Origin of the sequence: Vibrio kyushuensis, assembly GCF_050337325.1 — a bacterium.
Taxonomy (GTDB): Bacteria; Pseudomonadota; Gammaproteobacteria; order Enterobacterales; family Vibrionaceae; genus Vibrio; species Vibrio kyushuensis.
On record NZ_JAKJSV010000009.1, the window covers coordinates 21,253 to 44,100 of the forward strand.

26 protein-coding genes and 1 other RNA gene are annotated in these 22,848 nt (G+C 42.9%); 19 read left to right on the top strand and 8 right to left on the bottom strand.

All coding sequences use genetic code 11. The features are described from left to right. Positions 1-91: 91 nt before the first annotated feature. From rpiA to L4D20_RS19020, 4 genes are all read right to left on the bottom strand, one after another. Positions 92-748, bottom strand: a complete 657-nt coding sequence (gene rpiA / locus L4D20_RS19005; protein WP_428803165.1) for a ribose-5-phosphate isomerase RpiA — start codon at positions 746-748, stop codon at positions 92-94. Positions 749-831: 83 nt separating this feature from the next. After that, positions 832-1,422 carry a 5-formyltetrahydrofolate cyclo-ligase gene (locus L4D20_RS19010; RefSeq protein ID WP_428803166.1) on the bottom strand — a complete coding sequence of 197 codons (591 nt, stop codon included), beginning with the start codon at positions 1,420-1,422 and terminating at the stop codon, positions 832-834. Positions 1,423-1,453: 31 nt separating this feature from the next. Further along, positions 1,454-1,638, bottom strand: a non-coding RNA gene (ssrS, locus tag L4D20_RS19015) — 6S RNA. A gap of 77 nt (positions 1,639-1,715) precedes the next feature. Continuing rightward, complete coding sequence (locus L4D20_RS19020) at positions 1,716-2,024, bottom strand: cell division protein ZapA (RefSeq protein WP_428803167.1); 309 nt, start codon at positions 2,022-2,024, stop codon at positions 1,716-1,718. Between the two features lie 276 nt (positions 2,025-2,300). On the opposite strand from L4D20_RS19020, the gene L4D20_RS19025 reads away from it, so the two are divergent. The 3 genes from L4D20_RS19025 to L4D20_RS19035 are packed head-to-tail and all read left to right on the top strand — an operon-like array spanning position 2,301 to position 5,387. Beyond that, on the top strand, positions 2,301-2,879 hold the full coding sequence (locus L4D20_RS19025) for a YecA/YgfB family protein (RefSeq protein ID WP_428803168.1): 579 nt from the start codon (positions 2,301-2,303) through the stop codon (positions 2,877-2,879). Positions 2,880-2,891: 12 nt separating this feature from the next. Next, positions 2,892-4,124 (top strand): 2-octaprenyl-6-methoxyphenyl hydroxylase, encoded by a 1,233-nt coding sequence (gene ubiH, locus L4D20_RS19030; RefSeq protein ID WP_428803169.1) that lies wholly within the window; start codon positions 2,892-2,894, stop codon positions 4,122-4,124. A gap of 36 nt (positions 4,125-4,160) precedes the next feature. Further along, a complete protein-coding gene (locus tag L4D20_RS19035) occupies positions 4,161-5,387 on the top strand; it encodes an FAD-dependent 2-octaprenylphenol hydroxylase (RefSeq protein WP_428803170.1) in 1,227 nt (408 codons plus the stop codon). Positions 5,388-5,473: 86 nt separating this feature from the next. Here L4D20_RS19035 and L4D20_RS19040 read toward each other — a convergent pair whose 3' ends face one another. From L4D20_RS19040 to ygfZ, 3 genes are all read right to left on the bottom strand, one after another. Next, entirely contained in the window at positions 5,474-5,680 is a 207-nt protein-coding gene (locus L4D20_RS19040; RefSeq protein ID WP_428803171.1) for a DUF1107 domain-containing protein, read from the bottom strand. A 596-nt stretch (positions 5,681-6,276) separates the two neighbouring features. Beyond that, positions 6,277-6,756 carry an aminoacyl-tRNA deacylase gene (locus tag L4D20_RS19045; RefSeq protein ID WP_428803311.1) on the bottom strand — a complete coding sequence of 160 codons (480 nt, stop codon included), beginning with the start codon at positions 6,754-6,756 and terminating at the stop codon, positions 6,277-6,279. Continuing rightward, entirely contained in the window at positions 6,749-7,720 is a 972-nt protein-coding gene (ygfZ, locus tag L4D20_RS19050; RefSeq protein ID WP_428803172.1) for a tRNA-modifying protein YgfZ, read from the bottom strand. Before ygfZ ends, L4D20_RS19045 begins: the two co-directional genes overlap by 8 nt. A 180-nt stretch (positions 7,721-7,900) precedes the next feature. On the opposite strand from ygfZ, the gene L4D20_RS19055 reads away from it, so the two are divergent. Next, on the top strand, positions 7,901-8,161 hold the full coding sequence (locus tag L4D20_RS19055; protein WP_428803173.1) for an FAD assembly factor SdhE: 261 nt from the start codon (positions 7,901-7,903) through the stop codon (positions 8,159-8,161). After that, positions 8,109-8,534, top strand: coding sequence for a protein YgfX (locus tag L4D20_RS19060; protein WP_428803174.1), 426 nt, complete (start codon positions 8,109-8,111; stop codon positions 8,532-8,534). Before L4D20_RS19055 ends, L4D20_RS19060 begins: the two co-directional genes overlap by 53 nt. Positions 8,535-8,629: 95 nt before the next feature. Here L4D20_RS19060 and nadB read toward each other — a convergent pair whose 3' ends face one another. After that, a complete protein-coding gene (nadB, locus tag L4D20_RS19065; RefSeq protein WP_428803312.1) occupies positions 8,630-10,243 on the bottom strand; it encodes an L-aspartate oxidase in 1,614 nt (537 codons plus the stop codon). A 341-nt stretch (positions 10,244-10,584) separates the two neighbouring features. Between nadB and rpoE the strand changes: the two genes are divergently transcribed. The 14 genes from rpoE to L4D20_RS19135 all read left to right on the top strand — a co-directional run bounded on the left by rpoE (position 10,585) and on the right by L4D20_RS19135 (position 22,817). Then, positions 10,585-11,163, top strand: coding sequence for an RNA polymerase sigma factor RpoE (rpoE, locus tag L4D20_RS19070; RefSeq protein ID WP_428803175.1), 579 nt, complete (start codon positions 10,585-10,587; stop codon positions 11,161-11,163). A gap of 25 nt (positions 11,164-11,188) precedes the next feature. Next, the gene (locus tag L4D20_RS19075; protein ID WP_428803176.1) at positions 11,189-11,830 is read left to right on the top strand and encodes an RseA family anti-sigma factor; all 642 of its coding nucleotides are present in this window, start codon (positions 11,189-11,191) and stop codon (positions 11,828-11,830) included. Continuing rightward, entirely contained in the window at positions 11,827-12,807 is a 981-nt protein-coding gene (gene rseB, locus L4D20_RS19080) for a sigma-E factor regulatory protein RseB (protein WP_428803177.1), read from the top strand. Before L4D20_RS19075 ends, rseB begins: the two co-directional genes overlap by 4 nt. Then, positions 12,804-13,298, top strand: a complete 495-nt coding sequence (locus L4D20_RS19085; protein WP_428803178.1) for a SoxR reducing system RseC family protein — start codon at positions 12,804-12,806, stop codon at positions 13,296-13,298. Before rseB ends, L4D20_RS19085 begins: the two co-directional genes overlap by 4 nt. A gap of 98 nt (positions 13,299-13,396) precedes the next feature. Continuing rightward, positions 13,397-15,190, top strand: a complete 1,794-nt coding sequence (gene lepA / locus L4D20_RS19090) for a translation elongation factor 4 (protein ID WP_428803179.1) — start codon at positions 13,397-13,399, stop codon at positions 15,188-15,190. Positions 15,191-15,297: 107 nt separating this feature from the next. After that, positions 15,298-16,194 (top strand): signal peptidase I, encoded by an 897-nt coding sequence (gene lepB / locus L4D20_RS19095; protein ID WP_428803180.1) that lies wholly within the window; start codon positions 15,298-15,300, stop codon positions 16,192-16,194. 35 nt (positions 16,195-16,229) lie between these two features. Next, on the top strand, positions 16,230-16,907 hold the full coding sequence (gene rnc / locus L4D20_RS19100) for a ribonuclease III (RefSeq protein WP_428803181.1): 678 nt from the start codon (positions 16,230-16,232) through the stop codon (positions 16,905-16,907). After that, positions 16,900-17,862, top strand: coding sequence for a GTPase Era (gene era, locus L4D20_RS19105; RefSeq protein WP_428803182.1), 963 nt, complete (start codon positions 16,900-16,902; stop codon positions 17,860-17,862). The genes rnc and era overlap by 8 nt, the downstream gene beginning before the upstream one ends. Positions 17,863-17,934: 72 nt before the next feature. Beyond that, positions 17,935-18,657, top strand: coding sequence for a DNA repair protein RecO (gene recO / locus L4D20_RS19110; RefSeq protein WP_428803183.1), 723 nt, complete (start codon positions 17,935-17,937; stop codon positions 18,655-18,657). Positions 18,658-18,659: 2 nt separating this feature from the next. Next, entirely contained in the window at positions 18,660-19,391 is a 732-nt protein-coding gene (pdxJ, locus tag L4D20_RS19115; RefSeq protein ID WP_428803184.1) for a pyridoxine 5'-phosphate synthase, read from the top strand. Between the two features lie 5 nt (positions 19,392-19,396). Then, positions 19,397-19,777: a holo-ACP synthase gene (gene acpS, locus L4D20_RS19120; protein ID WP_428803185.1), complete on the top strand. Its 381-nt coding sequence runs from the start codon at positions 19,397-19,399 to the stop codon at positions 19,775-19,777. Between the two features lie 123 nt (positions 19,778-19,900). Continuing rightward, entirely contained in the window at positions 19,901-21,169 is a 1,269-nt protein-coding gene (locus tag L4D20_RS19125; RefSeq protein WP_428803186.1) for a hypothetical protein, read from the top strand. A gap of 9 nt (positions 21,170-21,178) precedes the next feature. After that, positions 21,179-21,589 (top strand): hypothetical protein, encoded by a 411-nt coding sequence (locus L4D20_RS19130; RefSeq protein ID WP_428803187.1) that lies wholly within the window; start codon positions 21,179-21,181, stop codon positions 21,587-21,589. Beyond that, positions 21,582-22,817 (top strand): diguanylate cyclase domain-containing protein, encoded by a 1,236-nt coding sequence (locus L4D20_RS19135; protein ID WP_428803188.1) that lies wholly within the window; start codon positions 21,582-21,584, stop codon positions 22,815-22,817. The genes L4D20_RS19130 and L4D20_RS19135 overlap by 8 nt, the downstream gene beginning before the upstream one ends. The last annotated feature ends 31 nt before the right edge of the window (positions 22,818-22,848 follow it).

Below are 22,848 nucleotides of genomic sequence, written 5' to 3' on the forward strand. Positions count from 1 at the left end.
AAGCCATAATAATATTGTCGAAAACCATAAAAAACGGCACCCAAGGGTGCCGTTTGTAATCAAATAACAGAAAGTACCTTTCTTTTTTCGATTAATCTTCGATTTTTGCACCTTCGGGTGTGCCGGTAATAACCACATCTGCACCACGAGCAGCAAATAGGCCATTTGTCACCACACCGACGATCGCATTAATGGTCTCTTCTAACGCTTTTGCGTCAGTAATGCTTAAGCCGTGTACATCTAGAATGTCACATCCGTTATCTGTTAGAACACCTTCACGGTAGATAGGGTTGCCGCCTAGCTTAGTTAACTCGCGTGCCACGTGATCGCGAGCCATTGGGATCACTTCAACAGGAAGAGGGAATTTACCCAGCACGTCAACGGCTTTAGTGCCATCAACAATACAAATGAATTTCTCAGAGATAGCTGCAACGATTTTTTCACGAGTTAGTGCAGCGCCGCCGCCTTTGATCATATCTCGGCTTGCATTGATTTCATCTGCACCATCAACGTAGACATCCAGTTTTTCTACATCGTTACAATCAAAAACTTCAATGCCCAGTTCAAGAAGCTTTTCAGTTGATGCGACAGAGCTTGACACCGTACCTTTAATATCACCTTTAATCGAACCAAGAGCATCGATGAAGTGATTAACCGTAGAGCCTGTACCTACGCCAACAATACTGCCTTTTTCTACATATTTTAGCGCTGCCCAACCGGCTGCTTTTTTCATTTCATCTTGAGTCATGCTCATCTCCTACGAGTTGCTGATACGAATAGGTATAGCGATTAGTTAACTGGATTTTTCGGCGCGATTATAACGGTATTGAACTAAGATTCCCATTGCCATACTTTGCTTGGGGTCACTATTTTTGGTAGTGGTACATCCCACGCTTCACTTGGTAAGCTTTCGATATGTTGACAGTCATGAGCAAGACCAACCGGTTTCGCTCCCTGTTTGTCTTTAAACCAAGTGGCTAAAGTACGATCATAATAGCCGCCGCCCATACCGAGCCGTTGGCCTTTAGAATCAAATGCGACTAAAGGGGTACAGATAAGATCCAATTCTGCAACAGGCTTGATTAAGGTTTGGTTGAGTTGAGGCTCTACAATCTGATACTTATTTAGCGTCATGGGAGTCGCTGGCGTGTAGTGCAAAAAAAGTAAATGGCCCTTTGAGAAAGGGTGTAACACCGGCAAGTAGACAGATTTCCCTTGTGACCACAGCCACTCTATTAATGGTGTTGTATTCACTTCACCGTCGGTAGAGAGATATAAAGCAATATGGGTACTGCTTGAGAGTTCAGAAATCGTGGAGAACAGCTTGATGAGATCAAGCCCTGCTTGATGTTGAGTATCAGAGAGTAACTGATTACGTTTTTCTCGGATCTGTGAACGTATCGCTTGTCGAGATAAGGTCATATTTCCGCCTAATTTTAGCGGGTATCGAAGAGGATACCCCAGAGTGCCGTTGAGGATTGTGGCCCTTGAACCATCTGGTTCAAGGCGGGTCAGCAAGGTTGACCGTAGGCTTCTCGATACGAGCCGAGCTTGCTCAATAGTCAGCGAATACTAACCCTAGGGTATTGCTTATCGGCTCAGGGACTTAAATCCTGCTGACGCACACTCCAGGGTAAATAGGGTAACAGCCTAAACTAACGCGTTTATCTGTATGGCAAAGTTACTGTACTTCTCGAGTTACTGTGGTTAATGAGTTACTTCGATTTTTCAGTTACTTGGCTTAATGCATCATCAAGTGATGCCGAAAGAAGCTCCATTCTCTCTGTAAGTTTAGTTTGCTGAGACTGATCATCTAAATTTTTACTATGCAATTCATAGCAAATATTGAGAGCAGCAAACGTTAGCAGCTGAACTTCATTGGTCACTTTCGTACGTTCTGCTAACTCAGTCAAGCGGTTATCAAGATCTCTGGCTGCATGTTGCAATGACTCTTCTTGTCCATCGGGACAATTGACTCGAGTTAGCTTGCCTAAAATTTTAACGTCTACCGCTTGATTACTCATTATGGTTCAACTCTACTTTCGCAATATAAGGATCACACAGTTAAGGGATCTCGCAATTTACGATGGTAGTAATGAATGTCACCACCGAGTCGGAAACTATAGAAAAAGCATCCATAATATTCAAGCTTTTCCCGTAACCGTTAAGAAAAACGAGTGCCAAGAACACAGATATTGGACAAATTGTCTAAAAGCCAACCATATTCGTATCATCGCCATTTTCGCTCTGTAGAGTGAGATGTTAGGATATCGAATAATCTAAAGAAATTGGTTTTTATCATGAGTGAATTAACACTACCTAAATATCTATCTAGTGCGACAGAGTTGCAGTCTGCTGCTTTAGCTGTCAACCCTTCTGAATTACACGGCTTGCTTACAGGGATGTTAAGTGGCGGGTTAGCGTTAAATGATAAAAGCTGGCAGCCGCTAATTTTTGATTACACTAATGAAGGGATGGGCTGGCCTGATCGTGCTCTACTTATCGCACAACAGGTTTTTGATGTAACGTCAAAAGAGCTAACAGGTACCGACCTAGAACTCTCTATGCTTTTGCCTGATGAAGAAGCCAGTGCGACAGTATTTGACTTAGCCGATGGTGTAGCTGATTGGATTAATCACTTTATTTCGGGACTTGGTTTGGCAGGAGCAAAGCTTAAAAAGTCCTCATCAGATGCCAAAGAAGCGTTGGCTGATTTAGAAGAGATGGCCAAATTGGGCATTGATGAAGAAGATGACATTGAAGAGCAGGCTCTATTGTTAGAGCAGGTGATTGAGCACGTGAAAGCCTGTGTATTAACCATTCATGCAGAGTTTGGTGCTAAAGCTGACAATGCTGCTGAAAAGCCAACACTTCATTAAACTTAGCAGTGAGTGACCAATAAAGTGGACAGAGATCAAGCAGGTAAGCAAAAAGCTGGGCCAACAAAAAGCTACGATGTGATTATAGCGGGCGGTGCGATGGCTGGGGCTACATTAGCGTTAGCGTTAACACAACTTAGCGGAAAAACACTATCCATCGCCGTTGTTGAATCGTACCAAGCCGATCATCAATCTCACCCCGGTTTTGACTCCCGTTCTATCGCACTCTCTGCTGGTACGGTTGAAATATTAAAGCGGTTTAAGCTTTGGGATGCGGTAAGCTCTGTTGCGACGCCTATTAACCATATTCATGTCTCTGATCGTTCTCATCTAGGGGTGACGGATATTTATAATCATGAGCTTAATGTTGATGCTTTAGGTTATGTGGTCGAACTGGCGGACATAGGCCAAATTTATCAATCTAAGATGTTAGCTGAAGCTAATATTGAATTGTTGTGCCCGAATTCGGTATCACAGGTCGATAGAGATATTGATAAAGTATCGGTCATCCTCTCTAGTGGCTTGTCTATCCAAGGTAAGCTTTTGGTTGCGGCCGATGGTGCGATGTCTACCTGTTGTCAGAAAATTGGTTTGGATTTAGATGAGCATGATTTTAATCAGTCTGCAGTCATAGCTAATATTGTCAGCAGTGAAGAGCATCATGGTCGAGCTTTTGAGCGCTTTACTGAGAACGGCCCTCTTGCTCTTTTACCAATGAGTGACAAGCGACTTTCTTTGGTGTGGTGTTTACCACCTGAGCGTGCCGAGCAAGTACTATCGTTAGGTGACGATGCGTTTTTACACCAGCTACAGCAAGACTTTGGCTGGCGCTTAGGCCAGTTTTTAAAAGTGGGTAGTCGAGCCAGTTACCCCCTTCTTTTGCGTAGCCGACAAAAAAATATTTCTCATCGCTTTGCAATAGTGGGTAATGCAGCCCAAACTTTACATCCGATAGCAGGGCAGGGGTTTAATCTCGGTATTCGAGATGTCGCTAGTTTAGCGGAAGAAATTGTGTGCTCAGGTAATGAAGATGTGGGGCGTTACGAAATATTGATGGCGTTTTCTAAGCGTCGTCAAGAGGACCGCGACAGTACTATTTCAATAACATCACAATTGGTGCACGCATTTTCAAATGACTTACTCACGATGAGAATTGGTCGTAATTTAGCGTTAGTGGCAATGGATAACCTTCCTATTTTGAAAATGCCATTATTACGAAGAACTTTGGGTATCGTTCAACGATAGCTTTAAACAACGATAACTATTAAAAGGTATTAAGACATGATGCAAAGCGTCGATATCGCTATTGTTGGTGGTGGAATGGTTGGTTTAACTCTTGCTGCCGCCTTTAAAGATACAGATTTGCGAATAGCCATTATTGAAGGGTACTCTCCTGATCCTGCCTTACATGATCTGCCGGATGTTAGAGTGTCTGCGCTGAGCCGTTCAAGTGAAACTATTTTAAAAAATGTAGGTGCTTGGCAAGGCATTGAGCAGCGTCGCTTGTCACCTTATGTTGGAATGGAAGTATGGGAGCAAGACAGTTTTGCTCGTATCGAATTTGAAGCACAGCAACATGCTCAACCTAACTTAGGTCATATTGTTGAAAATCGTGTTATTCAGCTATCCCTACTAGAGAAAGTGAAGCAGCAATCCAATGTCTCTTTGTTCATGCCCAATACGTGTTTGAGTATCGCAGTTGGAGAGAGCGAAGCATGGTTATCACTGGATAATGGTCAGTCTTTAACTGCAAAGCTTGTTGTTGGTGCTGATGGCGCAAATTCTTGGGTAAGAAATCAGCTCGATATCCCGTTAACGCACTGGGACTATGGGCACAGTGCCGTTGTTGCGAATATCAAGACAACAGAACCACATCAAATGATTGCTCGTCAGGTGTTCACACCATTAGGCCCATTGGCGTTTCTTCCGATGTCCGACCCTAATATGAGCTCGATTGTTTGGTCGACAGATCCAAACCGTGCCGAGCAATTAGTTAATATGCCTGACCGTGAATTTAATAACTCTTTAACGGCTGAATTCGATAATCGACTGGGATTATGTAAAGTCGTTGGTGAGCGATCTGCTTTCCCATTGAAGATGCGTTACGCACGTGATTTTGCTCTAGATAGAGTCGCGCTTGTCGGAGATGCTGCTCATACTATTCATCCTTTAGCCGGGCAGGGAGTCAACCTTGGATTGCTTGATGCTGCGAGTTTGGCGCAAGAAGTTAATCAGCTATGGCGACAAGGAGAAGATATAGGAAGTAAACGTAATTTACGCAGTTACGAGCGATGGCGTAAAGCAGAAGCGGCTAAAATGATAGCGTCGATGCAAGGGTTTAAAGATCTCTTTGAAGGTGATAATCCAGCGAAGAAACTGATTCGTGGCATTGGGATGAAGCTAACGGGTCAGATCCCAGGGGCTAAGGATGAAATTATGAAAAGGGCTCTTGGGTTAAAAGGTAACTTACCTGAGCTTGCAAAGGCGACGAAGAGTATTGTTGCCTAGATAACTAGATAAATGCTTCCTCCATGAAAAAGGGTTGGCAATATGCCAACCCTTACAATTCTTTTAAGCCTGATTTTCTATTACCGTTATGCGTATGCGCAGCGCAATTTTTTCACTTCGCCGTTCACTTCTTTTACCGCTTGGAAATGACGATTATCAGCGCGTTCAGGTAATATCAGTTTACCGTTATCAAATTCAAATTTTCCTACACCGTAAATGTAGATTTTCCCTTTAAAAAGCCGACTTATATGTTTAGCAATCATACTTGGCGTATAGCGCTTGAACAGTCTCATATTATTATATCCTTATAGTTCTTCCTAGCACCGCGAATTATATAAATCCCCCACTAATTTTATTGTGATAGACGAGGGGATTATGCAGAATTAACTGACATATTTGGATATTTGTGCTGCTCTAGGCAGATATTAAGACAAATATCCGACTTAGCGTGATGAACTCCTCAAAGTTAATGTAAGCCTGAATTTTTGTTGTTCAATTTTTCCACGATGATGCTGGAAAGTTGTGACATTTTTAAGAATAGCGTGATTATTTTGAATTGTGTTAATTTTTTGTAAGTATAAGTGTAATAAAACATAACGGTAGCTGATAGACAGACAAAAAAATGCCCGTAACATGAAGTACGGGCGAATAGTCACAGATGCATTACACGAAAAAGTGGATGTCCTAGAACAATCAGTGGATTCACTTTTTTTGTTGGAGAAGGATCTCAGCAAACATAAGGCCTGCTTTAACATTAACCAACAGAACTACTTTACTGTAAAAAATCATTTGTGACTATTTATGTCTTCGTAATGAATAATAATTCCTAGTGGTGTGATATTAACTTCGAGGATGATCACAACAATATGTAATAGTGTCTCTTTGTTAATTAATTAATGCGACAAATAGAGGCAATAGTGGGGTGACAAAGAGAGACAAGATCATCGCTTTGTAAAGCGATACCAAGCATTGAGTGGCCACTACTGATGGTGACTGTTGCCTCGTTGAGTAGTTGTGAGTCAAACACAATGGGCATTGAGGTAACGAGTAGTAGCGGGGTTACAGTACCGGGTTGATACCCTGTAATAGAGGCTATTTCGTTAAGTCCAACACATGTCATTCTTCGGCACTTTAGGATGGCGCGAACTTTTTTAGGGTCAACACTTTGATCTCCGGGAACACAGGCGAGCGCATATTGATTCCCCATATCTCGTAAGAGAATGCTTTTAACCATCTGTGCTGGTCGCACACCCCGCTGCAACGCGGTCTCTTCAATGGTAATCGTTGCGCGCTCTTGAGGCAGCAAATGATAATTAACTTGCTGCGCATCAAGATACTGTGTAACAGGCGTTATGAGTTTTTTACTCATCATCTAATGAATATGGAAGAGCTTGCAGTGACCAAGCCTGATCGGGTTGGCTAGAAAGTCGAAATTGAGTATCACTTTCTAGATCTTTCGATAAGATAATAAGCCCAATAGCTTGACCGTTTTCAAACTGATAATGAGCAAGAAGTTCACCAGCTGAACGCCAGTTTTCTCCTACCGCTCTCTCTAGCGTGATGGATTCAAGTTCAGATAATTCTTCAGACGCTGTCCCTGATACGATATACATTGCACGCTTGTTCATTCCTCGATATTTAGCTCGTGCTACGGTCTCTTGTCCTGTGTAGCAGCCTTTCGTGAAGCTTATGCCATCATGAGCTTGTAAGTTCAGCGCTTGAGGAATATGTGCTTGTTGTAGGGCTTTATCGATAAATGGGATTGCTGATTCAATATCAAAGCGAGTCCATAGTTCTTCAGTTACTTTGACCGCTTCGCTACTTTCTACTAAGTCACTTGCCGCAGTGGGTGTCACGAGTAATAACCAACGCTTAGCATCGATTTTAATAGCCGTGCCGCCTTGGATCTTTCTAACGTCTCCGCTGTCACTGCTTAATGAGTCTACCCATGTTTGAGCTTGATCACCGATCGCACCTAACGCAATATCTTGGCCTTGTTGAATATCGACCTTAGCAAAAATCGCGTATTTCTTTAGTTCGGTTAATTCAGTTTCAATGGCGCTGTTTGGCTGAAACATGGCATAGCCATCGTTGTGGTGAAACAAACGAAACACAGTCCACACTTTGCCTTTCGCATCGCAGTGCGCACCAAAGGTTGATTGCTCGTTGCCTAAGGTAACGACATCACAGGTCACTTGCCCCTGTAAATAGGACTTTTTGTCATCACCGGTCATGGTGATAGAACCCCAAGAGTTAAGGTGAGTTAACATCAGTGATGGAAGCGAAGCCTCTGGAGAGGTTGAAAGTGCGCTAAATTGTTGCTGCCAGTCCATGCGATTGTCCTAAATACAATGATTAGAAGTGATTGACGCCTATGGTAATCGCTAAACCTTACCAAATTCAAGGTGCGGGATTTTTTTCATTCAAGGTGACGGACTGTGACTGGGATAATAGTTGTCTCTGGCGGGGGTTGATACACTCACGGTCAGTGAATACAAAGTAGGAAATCATTCATGTACACCAAAGAACAAAAAGCACGTGTTAAGTGGGCATGCCGCCGTGGAATGCTAGAGCTAGATGTAGTAATTATGCCTTTTTTTGAAGAGTGTTTTGAATCATTAAGCAGTAATGAACAGCAAGACTTTGTTTCACTGCTTGAGAGCGACGACCCAGATCTGTTTACTTGGGTAATGGGACATGGTCGCAGTGAAAATTTAGGTCATGCATCAATGGTCGATAAAATTGTCGCACATAACCTCTCAAAGGTTCGTTAGCACATCGGCTAAACCCTCTATTTATGCCCGCATCATTAATATCACTCTGTTGTTATTGATGGTGTGGTTTTTAGTTGTCTCATCACTCCCGCTTGTTGTTACCTCAATATTACTCATCTCATTATTTATCTTATTTTTCCAATCTGGATTTTTACCCGCTTCTTTGACTGGCGCATTTGGTATTACAGATGAAGGCATATTGGAGTATCAAGATGAAAAGTATCCACTCAGTCATGTGGTTCTAAATATAACGTTTATCGGTGTGATAATTTGTTTGTCGGATAAGCAGCGGTTTTTCTTATGGAGAGATAGCGTTCCCGATGATGAGTATCGAAAATTATTAGTGAAAATGAGAGCGTTTAACGGCAGTTAAGATCATCGTTGCCGATAATTTAAAAGGCGTTAATAAAAAAAGGAGCGTGCACTGCATCGCTCCTTAACTATTTTTCGTTACTCAAAATGTTGAGGTTAAAGCATTTTCTTTGGGTCTAAGATAGTTGGACCGCTGTCTTCAGCTAACTCTGGATAATCTAAGGTGTAGTGAAGCCCACGACTCTCTTTACGTTGCATCGCGCAGCGAACCATCAACTCAGCGACTTGTAGTAAGTTTCTTAGCTCTAACAGATTGTTAGATACTCGGAAGTGGCTGTAGTAGTCAAACGTCTCTTGTTGAAGCAGTTGAATTCGGCGCAGGGCTCGCTCTAAGCGTTTATCTGTACGCACAATGCCCATGTAATCCCACATAAATAAGCGTAATTCGTGCCAGTTATGTTGTATGACGACTTCTTCATCTGAATTACTCACTTGGCTTTCATCCCAAGCGGGTAGAGTTGGTGGTAACTCTGCATCCTTGATTAGATTAACGATCTCTTTAGCTGCAGACCAAGCGTAAACGACGCATTCCAATAGAGAGTTAGAAGCCATTCGATTCGCACCATGCAGGCCTGTATAACTAACTTCACCTATGGCGTATAACTGAGATAAATCGGTTTTACCGAACTGGTCTACAATGACTCCGCCACAGGTATAATGCGCTGCTGGGACAATTGGAATCGCTTCCTTAGTCATATCAATACCAAGATCTTGTAGGCGCGTATGAATAGTCGGGAAGTGTTTTTCAATGAAGTCTGCGGGCTTGTGACTGATATCGAGATACATACAATCTGCGCCTAATCGCTTCATTTCAAAGTCGATAGCACGTGCGACGACATCACGGGGTGCTAGTTCACCGCGCTCATCAAAATCTTTCATGAAGCGAGTGCCATCTGGGCGTAGAAGATACGCGCCTTCACCACGAAGTGCTTCCGTAAGTAGAAAGTTTCTTGCTTCAGGGTGAAATAAGCAGGTTGGATGGAATTGATTGAACTCTAAGTTCGCTACTCGACAACCTGCACGCCATGCCATCGCAATGCCATCACCAGAAGATACATCTGGGTTGGACGTATATTGATATACCTTAGAGGCGCCGCCGGTCGCGAGAACAACAAATTTACTGCGAACTGTTTCAACGTGTTCTTTATTTCGGTTCCATATGTACGCACCAACAATCTTGTTAGCATCACCACCGATTTTATCTTCGGTAATAAGGTCGAGCGTATTATGGCGTTCAAAAATTTCAATATTAGGGTGGTTTTGAACATTGGTCTGCAAAGATGCCTGCATTGCCATACCCGTTGCGTCTGCAGCGTGTAGTATGCGGCGATGGCTATGACCACCTTCACGGGTCAGGTGATAACGAGGTTTTTCGTCGCTATCATCTTCTTCACGATCGAAGGGTACGCCACCATCAATCAGCCACTGAACACATTCTCTAGCGTTTTCAGCGATGAATCGAACGGTCTCTTCTTCACAGATCCCTGCACCAGCAATTTGTGTATCTTGTACGTGAGATTCAATACTGTCAGATTCATCGAATACTGCAGCAATGCCTCCCTGAGCATAATAGGTAGCGCCTTCACTAAGAGGCCCCTTACTCAGTACAATTACTTTTCCATGCTCAGCAACACGCAAGGCCAAAGATAAACCCGCTGCGCCACTTCCTACCACTAATACATCACATTGATGTTCACGGTTTGCGTTCATAAAGCTATTAAAATCCCGGACTGTAAGAGTCATCCAACTCTAACGTAAATGCGCTTAAAAGCGCCATATTTGAGATATCTTATCACTACATCCAATGCAATTCCTTGTAAATGCGATTGCAATTGATGTACATCAGCTTCAGAATTCAAAGCTGAATAAGTGATGAGCACATCACACTGTAAAATATTATTGGTCATTATTTTTTGAAAGTTTTGAACTTTCCTTTTATTACTTAGTCACAATAGTGCTCATGTAGACAGTGGTGTCAATACTGCAATGTGCATCATTAATACTCATATCTGTGAGGATAAGAGTAAATAACAATAGGAGTACACGCTCGAATGAACGAGCAGCTAACCGATCAAGTCTTGATTGAGCGAGTTCAGAGTGGAGATAAGCAAGCATTCAATCTGTTGGTATTGCGGTACCAAAACAAAGTTTGCAATCTTATTTCTCGGTATGTGAGCAATTCCGGAGATGTAGCTGATGTTGCCCAAGAGGCGTTCATCAAAGCGTATCGAGCGTTACCGACCTTTCGTGGAGAGAGTGCGTTCTATACTTGGTTATATCGTATTGCTGTTAATACTGCTAAAAATCACATTGTTGCGCAGAGCCGAAGACCGCCAGCCACCGATGTTGATGCAGAAGACGCTGAATATTACGAAACAGGTAGTGCATTAAAAGAAATATCGAACCCTGAGAACTTAACGTTGTCCAACGAATTGAAACAAGTAGTTTTTAGCGCGATTGAAGCACTACCAGAAGATTTAAAAACCGCGATGACTTTGCGAGAGCTTGATGGCTTAAGCTATGAAGAGATCGCAGTTGTAATGGATTGCCCCGTAGGAACGATACGCTCGCGTATTTTCCGTGCTCGTGAAGCGGTGGAAAAGAAAATAAACCCTCTTTTGCAGCGCTAGTACTAGTAATTAAATGGTGAAAATAATGGCTGACCAAGAAAAACTTTCAGCACTCATGGATGGAGAAGTTGTCGATAAGGCTCTGATTTCAGAGATCGAACTTGACCAAGAGTCTCTAGATACCTGGAAAAATTATCATTTAATTGGTGATGTGATGCGTGGTGACACGCCGAAGGTAGCAGAGTGGAATATCGCTGAGAGTGTTGCATTAGCTCTAGAAGACGAGCCAGCGCATAGCTTAATTAACAGTAACAGTGCTCTTAAAGAGAAGGTTCTTGAAGAGAATGTTTCAGAGTTAGCGACACGCAGAATCGAATCGCAGCCAACCCCTGCTCAGGCGAAGCGCCAGTTGCCAGAGTGGTTGTCTCAATTTGGACAAGTCGCGGTTGCCGCGTGTGTCTCACTAGCTGTGATATTGGGTGTACAGCAATATGGTGGTGCGGAATCATCGTCGATTGATCAACTTCCAGTGTTACAAACTATTCCGTTATCAGGCAGCGTTGAGCCTGTTAGCTTAAGCCGCGAGTCGGTAGAAAAACCAAATCAAAATGTGAATGTTCAAGAACAGCGTCGCCGTGTAAACGCAATGCTTCTTGACTACGAACTTCAGCTAAGGTTGAACAGCGAACAGTCAGGTAGCGACACTATTGAATCGGTAATTGAATGAAAAAAATCCTGATCAGTGCTCTGACACTGCTCAGTTTGAATGTACATAGTGCCTTTGCAGAGCCATCGCCTGCAGAGGCTTTATTACATCAAATGAATGAAGCAAGTCAGCAGCTCAGTTATGAACTCTCTTATATCCTAATTAAGAAAAATAGCATTGAACCTTTGCTATACCGTCACGCTCGAAGTGAATCTCAGCAACTTGCACATCTTATCTATTTAAGTGGCCCTGTTCGTGAAGTTATTCGTCGCGGGGATGAAGTGAGCTACATAGAGCCAGGGGTTGAACCTTTTACCATTGAATCTGGAAAAATGGTCGCTCCGACAATACCTCTCTTGAATACCAATGTTGATCATTTAAGTGAAAACTACGACTTCATTACCGTTGGCCGAGCGAGAGAAGCCGGAACGGCTTGTCAGGTTATTCGAGTTGTCCCTAAAGATGGCTTGCGATATTCGTATGTATTGTGGGTGGATGAAAAAAGTAATTTACCGCTTCGAGCAGACTTAGTTGATCGAGATGGTGAAGTATTAGAGCAGTATCGAACTATTTCTTACTCCATCAATGATCAAATTGAAGGGGTACTGAGTGGCCTTAATGAAGTTCAATTACCTGAAGTGTTGTCTCTTCCTAAAGGTAATGTCAAAGAGGCCATTTGGAATGTCGGTTGGATTCCTGTGGGCTTTGAACCTAAAGAACTGAATCGCTATCGAATGGCAGTGACTGATCGTATGGTTGAGAGCCAAATGTATTCGGATGGTTTGTTTAGCTTCTCTGTGTATGTCTCAGAGAGCGATGACAATTCACTGAAAGGTCAATTGGTACGCCAAGGGCGCAGAACATTGCATAGCTTTGTTAAAGGCAGCTCTGAAATATCAATCGTAGGTGATATTCCACCGGCTACTGCTAAGCGTATCGCTCAATCCATATCGTTTGATAAGGTTAGCCTTGATGAGAGTAAGGCTACTACTCAATGATGACAGCATTAGCAACGGTTGCGGCAGTTCATCGTCGCAACAGTGATTATGTTCTCGATCTCAGCTGTGAGCAGAAGACAAGCTGCTCAAGTTGCGCTTCTCAAAAAAGCTGCGGTACCGGTATTGTTAGTAAAGCGGTAGGAGCTAAATCCCTTTTTTGGAGTGTTGTTAGCCAAAAACCGATCAGTGAAGGTCAAGTGGTTGAGATTGGCTTTCCTGAAAAAACACTGCTGCAATCTGCGGTAACAGTTTACATACTCCCACTTGCCTTTTTAATGCTTGGTGCCATTTTGGCTCAATGGCTACTTGTGCCTTATTTTAAACTTGGTGAGCTAAGCGTTATTGTTAGCGCCTTCTTAAGTGCTTTTGTCGGATTTAAAATCGCAAAACGTATCGCATCTAAATTGGAACAAGCCTCTGCGCAGCAAGTGATTTTGTTGCGAGTACTGGGTGAGCCTATTATCCAAAGCTCAAATAAGGGTGCGAATTGAGTAGAAATTGGGTAGAATCTGCCAACTTGATTGAAACGCAGCCTTAGGCCGCTTTCATTTTATTCCCTTTTTGCAACGAGTTTAGTCACCCCAAGCCTATGAAGCACATTCGTAATTTTTCGATTATCGCCCATATCGACCACGGTAAGTCGACCCTATCTGACCGTCTAATCCAAGTTTGTGGTGGATTAAGCGAACGTGAAATGGACGCTCAAGTTTTAGATTCAATGGATATAGAGCGTGAACGTGGTATCACCATTAAAGCTCAGAGTGTGACACTCGACTATAAAGCTAAAGATGGCGAAACATATCAACTTAACTTTATCGACACTCCTGGACACGTAGACTTTTCATATGAAGTATCTCGCTCTCTAGCAGCGTGTGAAGGTGCGTTATTGGTTGTTGATGCTGGTCAGGGTGTTGAAGCTCAGACTCTAGCGAACTGTTACACCGCGATTGAGATGGATTTAGAAGTCGTGCCAATCTTAAACAAGATTGACTTACCAGCGGCTGATCCAGAGCGCGTAGCGGAAGAGATCGAAGAAATTGTTGGTATCGATGCGATGGAAGCAACGCGTTGTTCAGCAAAAACTGGTCTTGGTGTTGATGACGTTCTAGAAACGATTGTTAAGCAGATCCCACCACCAGAAGGCGATCCTGAAGCGCCAACTCAAGCGCTTATTATCGATTCATGGTTTGATAACTACCTTGGCGTTGTTTCTTTGGTACGTATTAAAAACGGTACATTAAAGAAAAACGACAAGATCAAGGTAATGAGTACTGATCAAGTTTGGGGCATTGACCGCATTGGTATCTTTACACCAAAACAGATCGATACAGACGTACTGCAAACCGGCGAAGTAGGTTGGGTTGTCTGCGGTATTAAAGACATTCTTGGCGCTCCCGTTGGTGATACATTAACGCTAGCAAAAGGCGGCAGTGAAGAGCGCTTACCGGGTTTCCAAAAAGTAAAACCTCAGGTTTATGCGGGTTTGTTCCCTGTCTCTTCTGATGACTACGAAAACTTCCGCGACGCTCTAGGCAAACTTAGCCTTAATGATGCGTCACTGTTTTACGAGCCAGAAAGCTCTGCGGCACTTGGCTTTGGTTTCCGTTGTGGTTTCCTTGGTATGCTGCACATGGAAATTATCCAAGAGCGTCTAGAGCGTGAATACGATCTTGATCTGATCACGACAGCGCCGACAGTTGTGTATGAAGTTGAACTAAATAAAGGCGAGATCATTTATGTAGATAGCCCGTCAAAGCTACCTGCTGTTAACGATCTAGAAGAGATTCGAGAGCCAATCGCTCGTTGTAACATCTTAGTGCCTGCTGATTACCTTGGTAACGTTATTACGCTGTGTATTGAGAAGCGTGGCATCCAAGTAGATATGGTTTATCACGGCAACCAAGTTGCATTAACGTACGATATTCCAATGTCAGAAGTGGTTTTAGACTTCTTTGACCGCTTGAAGTCAACCTCTCGTGGTTACGCTTCATTGGACTATAACTTCCACCGCTATGAGCCATCAAACATGGTTCGTGTAGATGTATTAATTAATGGTGACAGAGTTGACGCACTAGCGATCATCACTCACCACGCTAATGCACAAGGTCGTGGTCGTCTATTGGTTGAGAAGATGAAAGAGTTCATCCCTCGTCAGATGTTCGACATTGCGATCCAAGCGGCTATTGGTGCACACATTATTGCGCGCTCTACTGTTAAGCAGTTACGTAAAAACGTAATCGCAAAATGTTACGGTGGCGATATTAGCCGTAAGAAGAAACTGTTGAAGAAACAGAAAGAAGGTAAGAAGCGTATGAAGCAGATCGGTAACGTTGAGCTGCCTCAAGAAGCATTCTTGGCCATTCTTCATATTGGTAAAGATTAATATCTCTACGCACGCTGCTTTGTTTAAGTGGGCTGCTTAGAAGTAACATTATTAAGTGAAAGGGTTTCGGCTCTTTCACTTTCGTATTTTTTAGATAAGGGAAGCTAATGGCAAATACATTTTCACTGATTCTTGTCATCGTAACACTGATTACTGGTGTGGTATGGGCATTGGAAAAATGGGTTTGGGCTAAAAAACGCCAGCAGAAAATAGCTGATGTTGAAGCAGAAACTAATGGTTTAGATGCTGCAACGATCGAAAAAATGCAGACTCAGCCTTGGTGGATTGAGAATAGTGTATCTATCTTCCCTGTGATCGCTTTTGTTCTTGTATTGCGCTCTTTTATCTACGAACCGTTTCAGATTCCATCTGGCTCGATGATGCCAACGCTGTTGGTGGGTGACTTTATCTTAGTTGAGAAGTATGCGTACGGAATTAAAGACCCCGTATGGCGTAGTCAACTTGTAGAGACGGGTAAACCTGAGCGTGGTGACGTTGCGGTATTTAAGTACCCGCCACAGCCTAACATTGACTACATCAAACGTGTTGTCGGTATGCCGGGTGACACTGTTCGTTACAACGGAAAGAAAGAGATTTGTATCCAACCACAAGGTGAGCGCAGCTGTAAGCCTGTGCATTTATCCAATGTGGAAGAGAGTGAATTCTCTCAAAACGGTATCCCTTTGATTCAACTTGATGAAAAGCTGGGTCCGGTAAAACACCAAATTTTGGTTAATCCACTACGTCAAGATCGCCGTGAAGCTTATGAGCCTCGCAGTGGTGTCGGTGAGTGGATTGTTCCACAAGGTCAGTATTTTGTAATGGGTGATAACCGTGACAACAGTGCTGATAGCCGTTACTGGGGCTTTGTTCCAGAAGCAAATCTAGTCGGAAAAGCCGTAGGCATTTGGATTAGTTTTGAATTTGAACGTAGTGAAGATAGTGTCCTGCCTTCATGGATCCCAACCGGCGTACGATTCAGTCGTGTCGGTGGTATTAACTAGTCCAGCGCGAGCTGGACCTAAACAAACGAGAGAGTATGAATTCTCCTATTGAAAAGCTACAAAAAAAGATCGGTTATCAGTTTAATGATGCCGATCATTTAGATTTAGCATTAACACACAGAAGTGCTCACGGTAAGCACAACGAACGTCTTGAGTTTCTGGGCGATTCAATTTTAAGTTTTGTAATAGCCGATGATCTTTATCATCGTTTTCCTAAGGTAAACGAAGGCGACATGAGTCGTATGCGCGCTACCTTAGTTCGAGGTCATACACTGGCAGAACTCGGCCGTGAATTTGAACTTGGAGATTACTTAAAATTAGGTCCAGGTGAGTTGAAGAGTGGTGGTTTTCGCCGTGACTCTATTCTCGCTGATGCAGTAGAAGCTATTATCGGGGCTGTATATTTAGATAGCGACACTGAAATGGTTCGTAAGATTATTTTAAGCTGGTATAAAACTCGCTTAGATGCAATCGAACCGGGTGTTTCGCAAAAAGATCCTAAAACTCGCCTGCAAGAATTTCTTCAAGGTAGAAGAAAGCCACTCCCTGTCTACACAGTGACTAATATTAAAGGTGAAGCACACAACCAAGAGTTTACGGTTTCGTGTGATGTGGCAGGCCTAGGACAGCCTGTTATTGGAAAAGGCACTAGTCGTCGCAAAGCAGAACAAGCGGCCGCTGGAACAGCATTAGAGCAAGTAACCAATGGCTGATAACGAATTCGATCTTGATGCGTATTTTGCATCAAGCAACAAACCTAGCACTCCTGAGAATCACCACTGTGGCTTTGTCGCCATTGTTGGTCGCCCGAATGTAGGTAAATCAACGCTGCTGAACCATATTTTGGGTCAGAAAATCTCCATCACATCTCGTAAGCCACAGACGACTCGTCACCGCATTATGGGTGTTGAAACTGAAGGCGATTATCAAGCAATCTTTGTCGATACCCCAGGGCTTCACATCGAAGAGAAACGTGCGATTAACCGTTTGATGAACCGTGCGGCTAACAGTTCACTTAGTGATGTTAACTTGGTGTTTTTCCTTGTCGATGGTACGCATTGGACGGAAGACGACGAAATGGTATTGAACAAATTAAGAAAAGCAGACTACCCAGTCGTGCTGTGTATTAATAAAGTTGATAACGTTCAAGATCGTAATGACGTGATGCAACATATGATGAAAGTCTCTTCAAAAATGGACTTCCTCGATGTTGTGCCAATTTCTGCCAAGCTAGGTAAAAATGTGGACGTATTGCGCAAGCACGTACGCGATCATTTACCAAAAGCGAAACACCATTTCCCTGAAGAGTACGTAACAGATCGTTCTCAACGTTTCATGGCTTCTGAAATTATTCGTGAAAAGCTTATGCGTTTCACTGGTGATGAATTGCCATACTCAGTAACCGTTGAAATTGAGCGTTTTGATTACAATCCAGATAATGATGGCTTCCATATTAATGCCCTTATTTGGGTTGAGCGTACCGGTCAGAAAAAAATGGTAATCGGTAAAGCGGGCGAAAAACTCAAAACTATCGGCCGTGAAGCGCGTCTTGATATGGAAGAGTTGTTCGGTCGTAAAGTGTATTTAGAAACATGGGTAAAAGTGAAATCTGGTTGGGCTGATGACGAACGTGCACTGCGCTCGTTGGGTTACATCGACGATCTATAACGAGATTTGTTTTTGCTAGACAAAAGAGAGAGTATTAACTCTCTCTTTTTGTATCTTTAATAGGGTGGCACTATGAGTGAAGGATTACAGCGATGCTTTGTATTGCATCGGCGCCCTTACAGTGAATCAAGCCTAATCCTCGATGTATTCAGTGAAGAGTACGGTCGCATTACCCTTATGTCTAAAGGTGCCCGTAGTAAACGATCTAACCTCAAAGGTGCGTTGCAACCTTTTACTCCATTACTGTTAAAATGGTCGGGTAACAGCTCGATGAAAACACTACGCCAAGCTGAACCAATCAGTTTAGGCCTGCCTCTTACTGGAATAAATCTCTATTCTGCGATGTATGTGAATGAGCTTGTCGGTCGGGTGCTCGTTGCCGAAGTCGCAATGCCTTCTCTATTTCATGATTATCTACATGCTCTGACTGAGCTTGCCCAGTGTGATAATCCAGAGCCTGCTCTGAGACGCTTTGAATTGGCGCTACTTGCTGCACTTGGCTATGGGGTAGACTTTATCCATTGCGCAGGGACTGGCGAGCCTGTTGAGCCTGATATGACGTATCGCTATCGAGAGCAGCAAGGTTTTATTGCCTCAGTCAGAAAAGATCACTATTCATTCGCGGGTAATGAACTGATTGCGATTAGTGAGCGTAGATTCACCACTAAGGAGCAGCTAAAAGCAGCAAAACGCTTTACACGCATGGCATTAAAGCCTTATCTTGGCGGCAAACCATTAAAAAGCAGGGAGCTATTTCTACCTAGAGTAGGGCTTCCCAAAGCACGGAGAATTTGAAAATGAGCTCAATTTACCTTGGGGTAAACATCGATCATGTTGCTACGCTACGTAATGCGCGTGGCACTAAGTACCCAGATCCTGTTCATGCAGCGGAAATTGCAGAAAGAGCGGGTGCAGATGGTATTACGATTCACCTACGTGAAGATCGTCGTCACATCGTTGATCGAGATGTTCGAGTACTACGTGAAACATTGCAAACGCGCATGAACTTGGAGATGGCGGTAACCGATGAAATGGTTAATATCGCTTTAGAAACACGCCCTGAGTTTGTTTGTTTAGTTCCAGAAAAGCGTGAAGAGCTAACAACCGAAGGCGGCTTAGATGTTGTTGGTCAGCTTGATAAAATTAAAGCGGCAACGGAAAAAATGGCTGAAGTTGGTATTAAGGTATCTCTGTTTATAGATGCTGATCGTCAGCAAATAGATGCAGCTAAAGCATCGGGTGCGCCTTTTATTGAGCTGCACACTGGTCAATATGCGGAAGCAAAAACAGAAGAAGACCAGCAAGATGAGCTGAAGAAAATTGCCGCTGCTGCGAGCTACGCAAATGATCTTGGTATTGTTGTGAATGCAGGCCATGGTTTGACGTATCATAATGTTGCGCCAATCGCTGCTCTACCAGAAATTTATGAGTTGAATATTGGCCACTCCATCATGGGTCGAGCAATGTTTGATGGCTTGCAAAAAGCTGTTGCTGATATGAAAGCGGTCATGCAAGAAGCAAGAGGCTAATACCTATGTCCATTCTTGGTTTAGGTACAGATATCGCTGAGATTGAACGCATTGAAAAAGCACTCTCCCGTTCGGGGGAGGCTTTTGCAAAGCGGATTTTGACTGTTGATGAAATGGGGATTTATAACAGTTTAAAACAGAAAGGGCGATTTTTAGCGAAACGATTTGCAGCAAAAGAAGCGGCATCAAAAGCCTTAGGGACGGGGATTGCCCAAGGTATTTCATTTCAAGATTTCAATATCAGTAACGATGTGCATGGTAAACCGATATTGTCCTTTTCTAACAAAGCATTAGAGTTATCTACTCATATGGGTGTCGTCAACATTCATCTGACAATTTCTGATGAGCGTCATTATGCAGTGGCGACTGTGCTACTTGAGTCCTAATATTAACGTTATAAAGTTATTCTGAGTAGGCAATCCTTGACGCTATCGCAATAATAATAAAGGCTTAATCGATGTAATCAGTAACGAATTGTCTGGTCTTCTCCTATTTGGGAGTTTGCCTTAATGCGCAATCGGCATCTTAATTGTTTTTTCTTATTATTATCTAGCCTTCTACCAATGGCTTCATGGTCAAGTGATGCCCATATTTCAGGTTTTGGTACTGTTGCGTATAGCTATGAATCGGAAGATGATATTGGCTTCATGCGCGATCTTTCGCATCCATATAATTCCTCTGTTAATGGCTTTTGGTTATCGGACTCTCGATTTGGTCTTCAGTTTGATTATTCGATTAATAATCAATGGAGAACTGCACTGCAGATCATTGCTAAAGATCGTTCTAGTGAGGAGTGGGGTGATGTATTAGAGATCGCGTTTTTGGGTTATCAGCCAAACGAGAGTTGGGATTTTCGAGTGGGGCGCGTTGCACCTGATGCATTCTGGGCAACAGAAACGCGTAATATCGATTATGGCCATAATTGGGTACGTCCACCGTTAGAAGTTTATTCATGGCTGGCATTTCAATCGGTGGATGGCATCGATGTTTTGTATCACACCTATAGCTCTAACATTGATTGGTATTTTGGTTCCCAGTTTGGAGTTATTCATACGAATGTAGAGTCTTCTTCTGGAGATTTGATTAAAACGACAGGTTCTCCGCTAATGAGCTTGTCGGTAAAAGCTGTATGGGATGAATGGCGAATCCGTACGGCATTAATTTATACCCCTAACTTGTCTTCATCGACAGCAAGTTCGACACAAGTCGTTCTTGATCAACTTAATGCTGTTGTAGCACTGCCATTACCTACAGAGGTTGCTGATGAAGCAAGTTCATTGGCTAATGCACTTGTTATTGAAGATGAAGGAGTGCTCTATGCCCAACTTGGTTTGGAGTATTTTACCGGAAACTGGCTAGTGTCGAGTGAGGTTGTATCGATCCAATCGGAACACGATAAAGTCATTATTCCTTCTGGCATCGGTAGCTACTTATCAGTGGCTTACTACACCAATGGTTGGTCTCCCTATGTCATCGCTTCATTATTCTCTCCTGATATCGACCCTCAGTCTGCGCAGTCTAACTGGGGGAGCTTCGACCCAGCGTTAGGCTATCTGCAAAATCTAGTGATCGATAATATCAACACCAGTCGCGTGGATCAGCAGACATGGTCGGTAGGTGTTCGGTGGGATCTCATGAGTAATATCGCGATAAAGGCGCAAGTCGACTTCATCGAAATTGCACCTAATGGCTATGGTTTGTGGGCGAACGAAACATCTCTTAATTCAATGGAAACCAAGCTTGAATTATATACGTTATCACTGAACTTTATTTTTTAAGGAGGGAGTATGAAACTACTATTATTACTAACATTCATTACTTTCTCTTCATTTGTGAGAGCGGATATTTATGTTGTGGTGAGTCAAGATAGCCATATCGAGAGCATTTCTAAAAGTGAGCTTGCAGCACTGTATTTAGGACGTCAACGACCCGTTAATAATGACATTCGCCTCAACCCGCTCGATCGAGAGGGAGAGATCCGGGCGAACTTTTTTGAGTCAATTACCAATATGTCGGTTAATCAGGTTAACGCATATTGGGCTAAACTACGTTTCTCAGGCCGAGTACGACCGTTGGATAAATTTGATGACGTAGCGCTACTTGAACAAAAATTGCTTTCTAATCCTACGAGCATTGGTTATTTAGAGGCTAATCCTGAGAATGAGCTTCTTAAAGTAGTTATGGTGATTCATGAATAGAGTCACCCGCTCCTTAACTAATCATCTATTATCAATTGTCGCTTTAAGTGCTATTGGCTATATGGTGATTGCGATGATCATTATCACAAGCCATGGGATGGTTACGCGTTATCAACAACAAGATGTCTTTAAAAGTAAGTTGGCATTAACGGTTTCCAATTCGGCTGCGATTGCTCTTTTTGCCAATAATCAGCAAATTGCTGACGAAGTATTAGATGCAATTCTGTTACATGAAGAGATGGAAGGAGCTCGAATTGTAAGTACTAAGGGCGCCACCTATGAAAAGTGTAAGAATGACTTAAAGATTGAACATTTTTGGGAGCAATCGTTTAGCGTTGATTTACACTCACCGGTTGATGGCTCCGTGATTGGTTACATGCAGCTGCATGATAATGAAGAGTTTATTCGGCAAAAAATGATCAATGAGATCATCTATCAGATTTCATTTCTACTCATTCAGTGGTTGGTGGTTTTCGTTGTTATCGTATTTGTTGTTAAGCAGGTGATTGGTGAGCCTTTAACTAATTTGGCCAGTGAATTACTTAATGTAATGCCTGGAAATCCGAGAAAAATAGAGCTCAATAAAAAAAACAGAAGTAACGAAATTGGTTTGGTGACTCGTAGCATTAACCAATTTGTCGAATCGACTAATAGCGCTCTAAAGCGTGAAAAATCCTTGAGATTAAAGGTCGAGGAGATGGAGCAGCATTACAGGCATATTGCGGAATTTGATAGCTTGACCCAATTAAAAAACCGCTTAGGCTGTGAACTTTTAATTTCTCAGTTGGATTCACCTTATATTGCATTGTTACTAATTGATCTTGATGGTTTTAAATCAGTGAATGATAGCTTTGGTCATGCTTCTGGGGATACTGTCTTAATTAAATTGGCGTTACGCTATAAGCAAGTGGTTGGAAGAAAAGGGACAGTGGGTCGTATTGGTGGCGATGAATTTATCATCATCATACCTTTAGCCAGTGATGACAAGATTCCATTAAAAAAAGTAGCGACTCAATTGGTCAGTAGTAGCTGTGAAAAAGTACCGCTAACCAGCAAGCGAGAGGCAAAATTGGGGGCGAGTATTGGTATCAGTATTGTGTCTCGGGAAAACTGTACGTTGGAGTACCTCATGCATGAGGCTGATTTGGCCATGTATCACGTTAAGGATCACGGGAAAAATAATTACTTTTTCTACGATGCGTTGGTTTCTCTCTCCTCTGATATCTAATAACCCTCAGCAGTATCGTTTCATAGTGATA

Excerpts from the sequence above, each read along its gene's own strand:
- ygfZ (WP_428803172.1), bottom strand. The coding sequence starts at position 7,720 with ATGGACTGGCAGCAACAATTTAGCGCACTTTCAACCTCTCCAGAGGCT.
- rseB (WP_428803177.1), top strand. The coding sequence starts at position 11,827 with ATGAAAAAAATCCTGATCAGTGCTCTGACACTGCTCAGTTTGAATGTA.
- L4D20_RS19075 (WP_428803176.1), top strand. The coding sequence starts at position 11,189 with ATGGCTGACCAAGAAAAACTTTCAGCACTCATGGATGGAGAAGTTGTC.
- L4D20_RS19020 (WP_428803167.1), bottom strand. The coding sequence starts at position 2,024 with ATGAGTAATCAAGCGGTAGACGTTAAAATTTTAGGCAAGCTAACTCGA.
- L4D20_RS19025 (WP_428803168.1), top strand. The coding sequence starts at position 2,301 with ATGAGTGAATTAACACTACCTAAATATCTATCTAGTGCGACAGAGTTG.
- L4D20_RS19045 (WP_428803311.1), bottom strand. The coding sequence starts at position 6,756 with ATGAGTAAAAAACTCATAACGCCTGTTACACAGTATCTTGATGCGCAG.
- L4D20_RS19085 (WP_428803178.1), top strand. The coding sequence starts at position 12,804 with ATGATGACAGCATTAGCAACGGTTGCGGCAGTTCATCGTCGCAACAGT.
- recO (WP_428803183.1), top strand. The coding sequence starts at position 17,935 with ATGAGTGAAGGATTACAGCGATGCTTTGTATTGCATCGGCGCCCTTAC.
- L4D20_RS19135 (WP_428803188.1), top strand. The coding sequence starts at position 21,582 with ATGAATAGAGTCACCCGCTCCTTAACTAATCATCTATTATCAATTGTC.
- L4D20_RS19035 (WP_428803170.1), top strand. The coding sequence starts at position 4,161 with ATGATGCAAAGCGTCGATATCGCTATTGTTGGTGGTGGAATGGTTGGT.
- lepA (WP_428803179.1), top strand. The coding sequence starts at position 13,397 with ATGAAGCACATTCGTAATTTTTCGATTATCGCCCATATCGACCACGGT.
- rnc (WP_428803181.1), top strand. The coding sequence starts at position 16,230 with ATGAATTCTCCTATTGAAAAGCTACAAAAAAAGATCGGTTATCAGTTT.
- L4D20_RS19130 (WP_428803187.1), top strand. The coding sequence starts at position 21,179 with ATGAAACTACTATTATTACTAACATTCATTACTTTCTCTTCATTTGTG.
- nadB (WP_428803312.1), bottom strand. The coding sequence starts at position 10,243 with ATGAACGCAAACCGTGAACATCAATGTGATGTATTAGTGGTAGGAAGT.
- L4D20_RS19040 (WP_428803171.1), bottom strand. The coding sequence starts at position 5,680 with ATGAGACTGTTCAAGCGCTATACGCCAAGTATGATTGCTAAACATATA.
- L4D20_RS19125 (WP_428803186.1), top strand. The coding sequence starts at position 19,901 with ATGCGCAATCGGCATCTTAATTGTTTTTTCTTATTATTATCTAGCCTT.
- lepB (WP_428803180.1), top strand. The coding sequence starts at position 15,298 with ATGGCAAATACATTTTCACTGATTCTTGTCATCGTAACACTGATTACT.
- L4D20_RS19010 (WP_428803166.1), bottom strand. The coding sequence starts at position 1,422 with ATGACCTTATCTCGACAAGCGATACGTTCACAGATCCGAGAAAAACGT.
- L4D20_RS19055 (WP_428803173.1), top strand. The coding sequence starts at position 7,901 with ATGTACACCAAAGAACAAAAAGCACGTGTTAAGTGGGCATGCCGCCGT.
- era (WP_428803182.1), top strand. The coding sequence starts at position 16,900 with ATGGCTGATAACGAATTCGATCTTGATGCGTATTTTGCATCAAGCAAC.
- rpiA (WP_428803165.1), bottom strand. The coding sequence starts at position 748 with ATGACTCAAGATGAAATGAAAAAAGCAGCCGGTTGGGCAGCGCTAAAA.
- rpoE (WP_428803175.1), top strand. The coding sequence starts at position 10,585 with ATGAACGAGCAGCTAACCGATCAAGTCTTGATTGAGCGAGTTCAGAGT.
- pdxJ (WP_428803184.1), top strand. The coding sequence starts at position 18,660 with ATGAGCTCAATTTACCTTGGGGTAAACATCGATCATGTTGCTACGCTA.
- acpS (WP_428803185.1), top strand. The coding sequence starts at position 19,397 with ATGTCCATTCTTGGTTTAGGTACAGATATCGCTGAGATTGAACGCATT.
- L4D20_RS19060 (WP_428803174.1), top strand. The coding sequence starts at position 8,109 with ATGCATCAATGGTCGATAAAATTGTCGCACATAACCTCTCAAAGGTTC.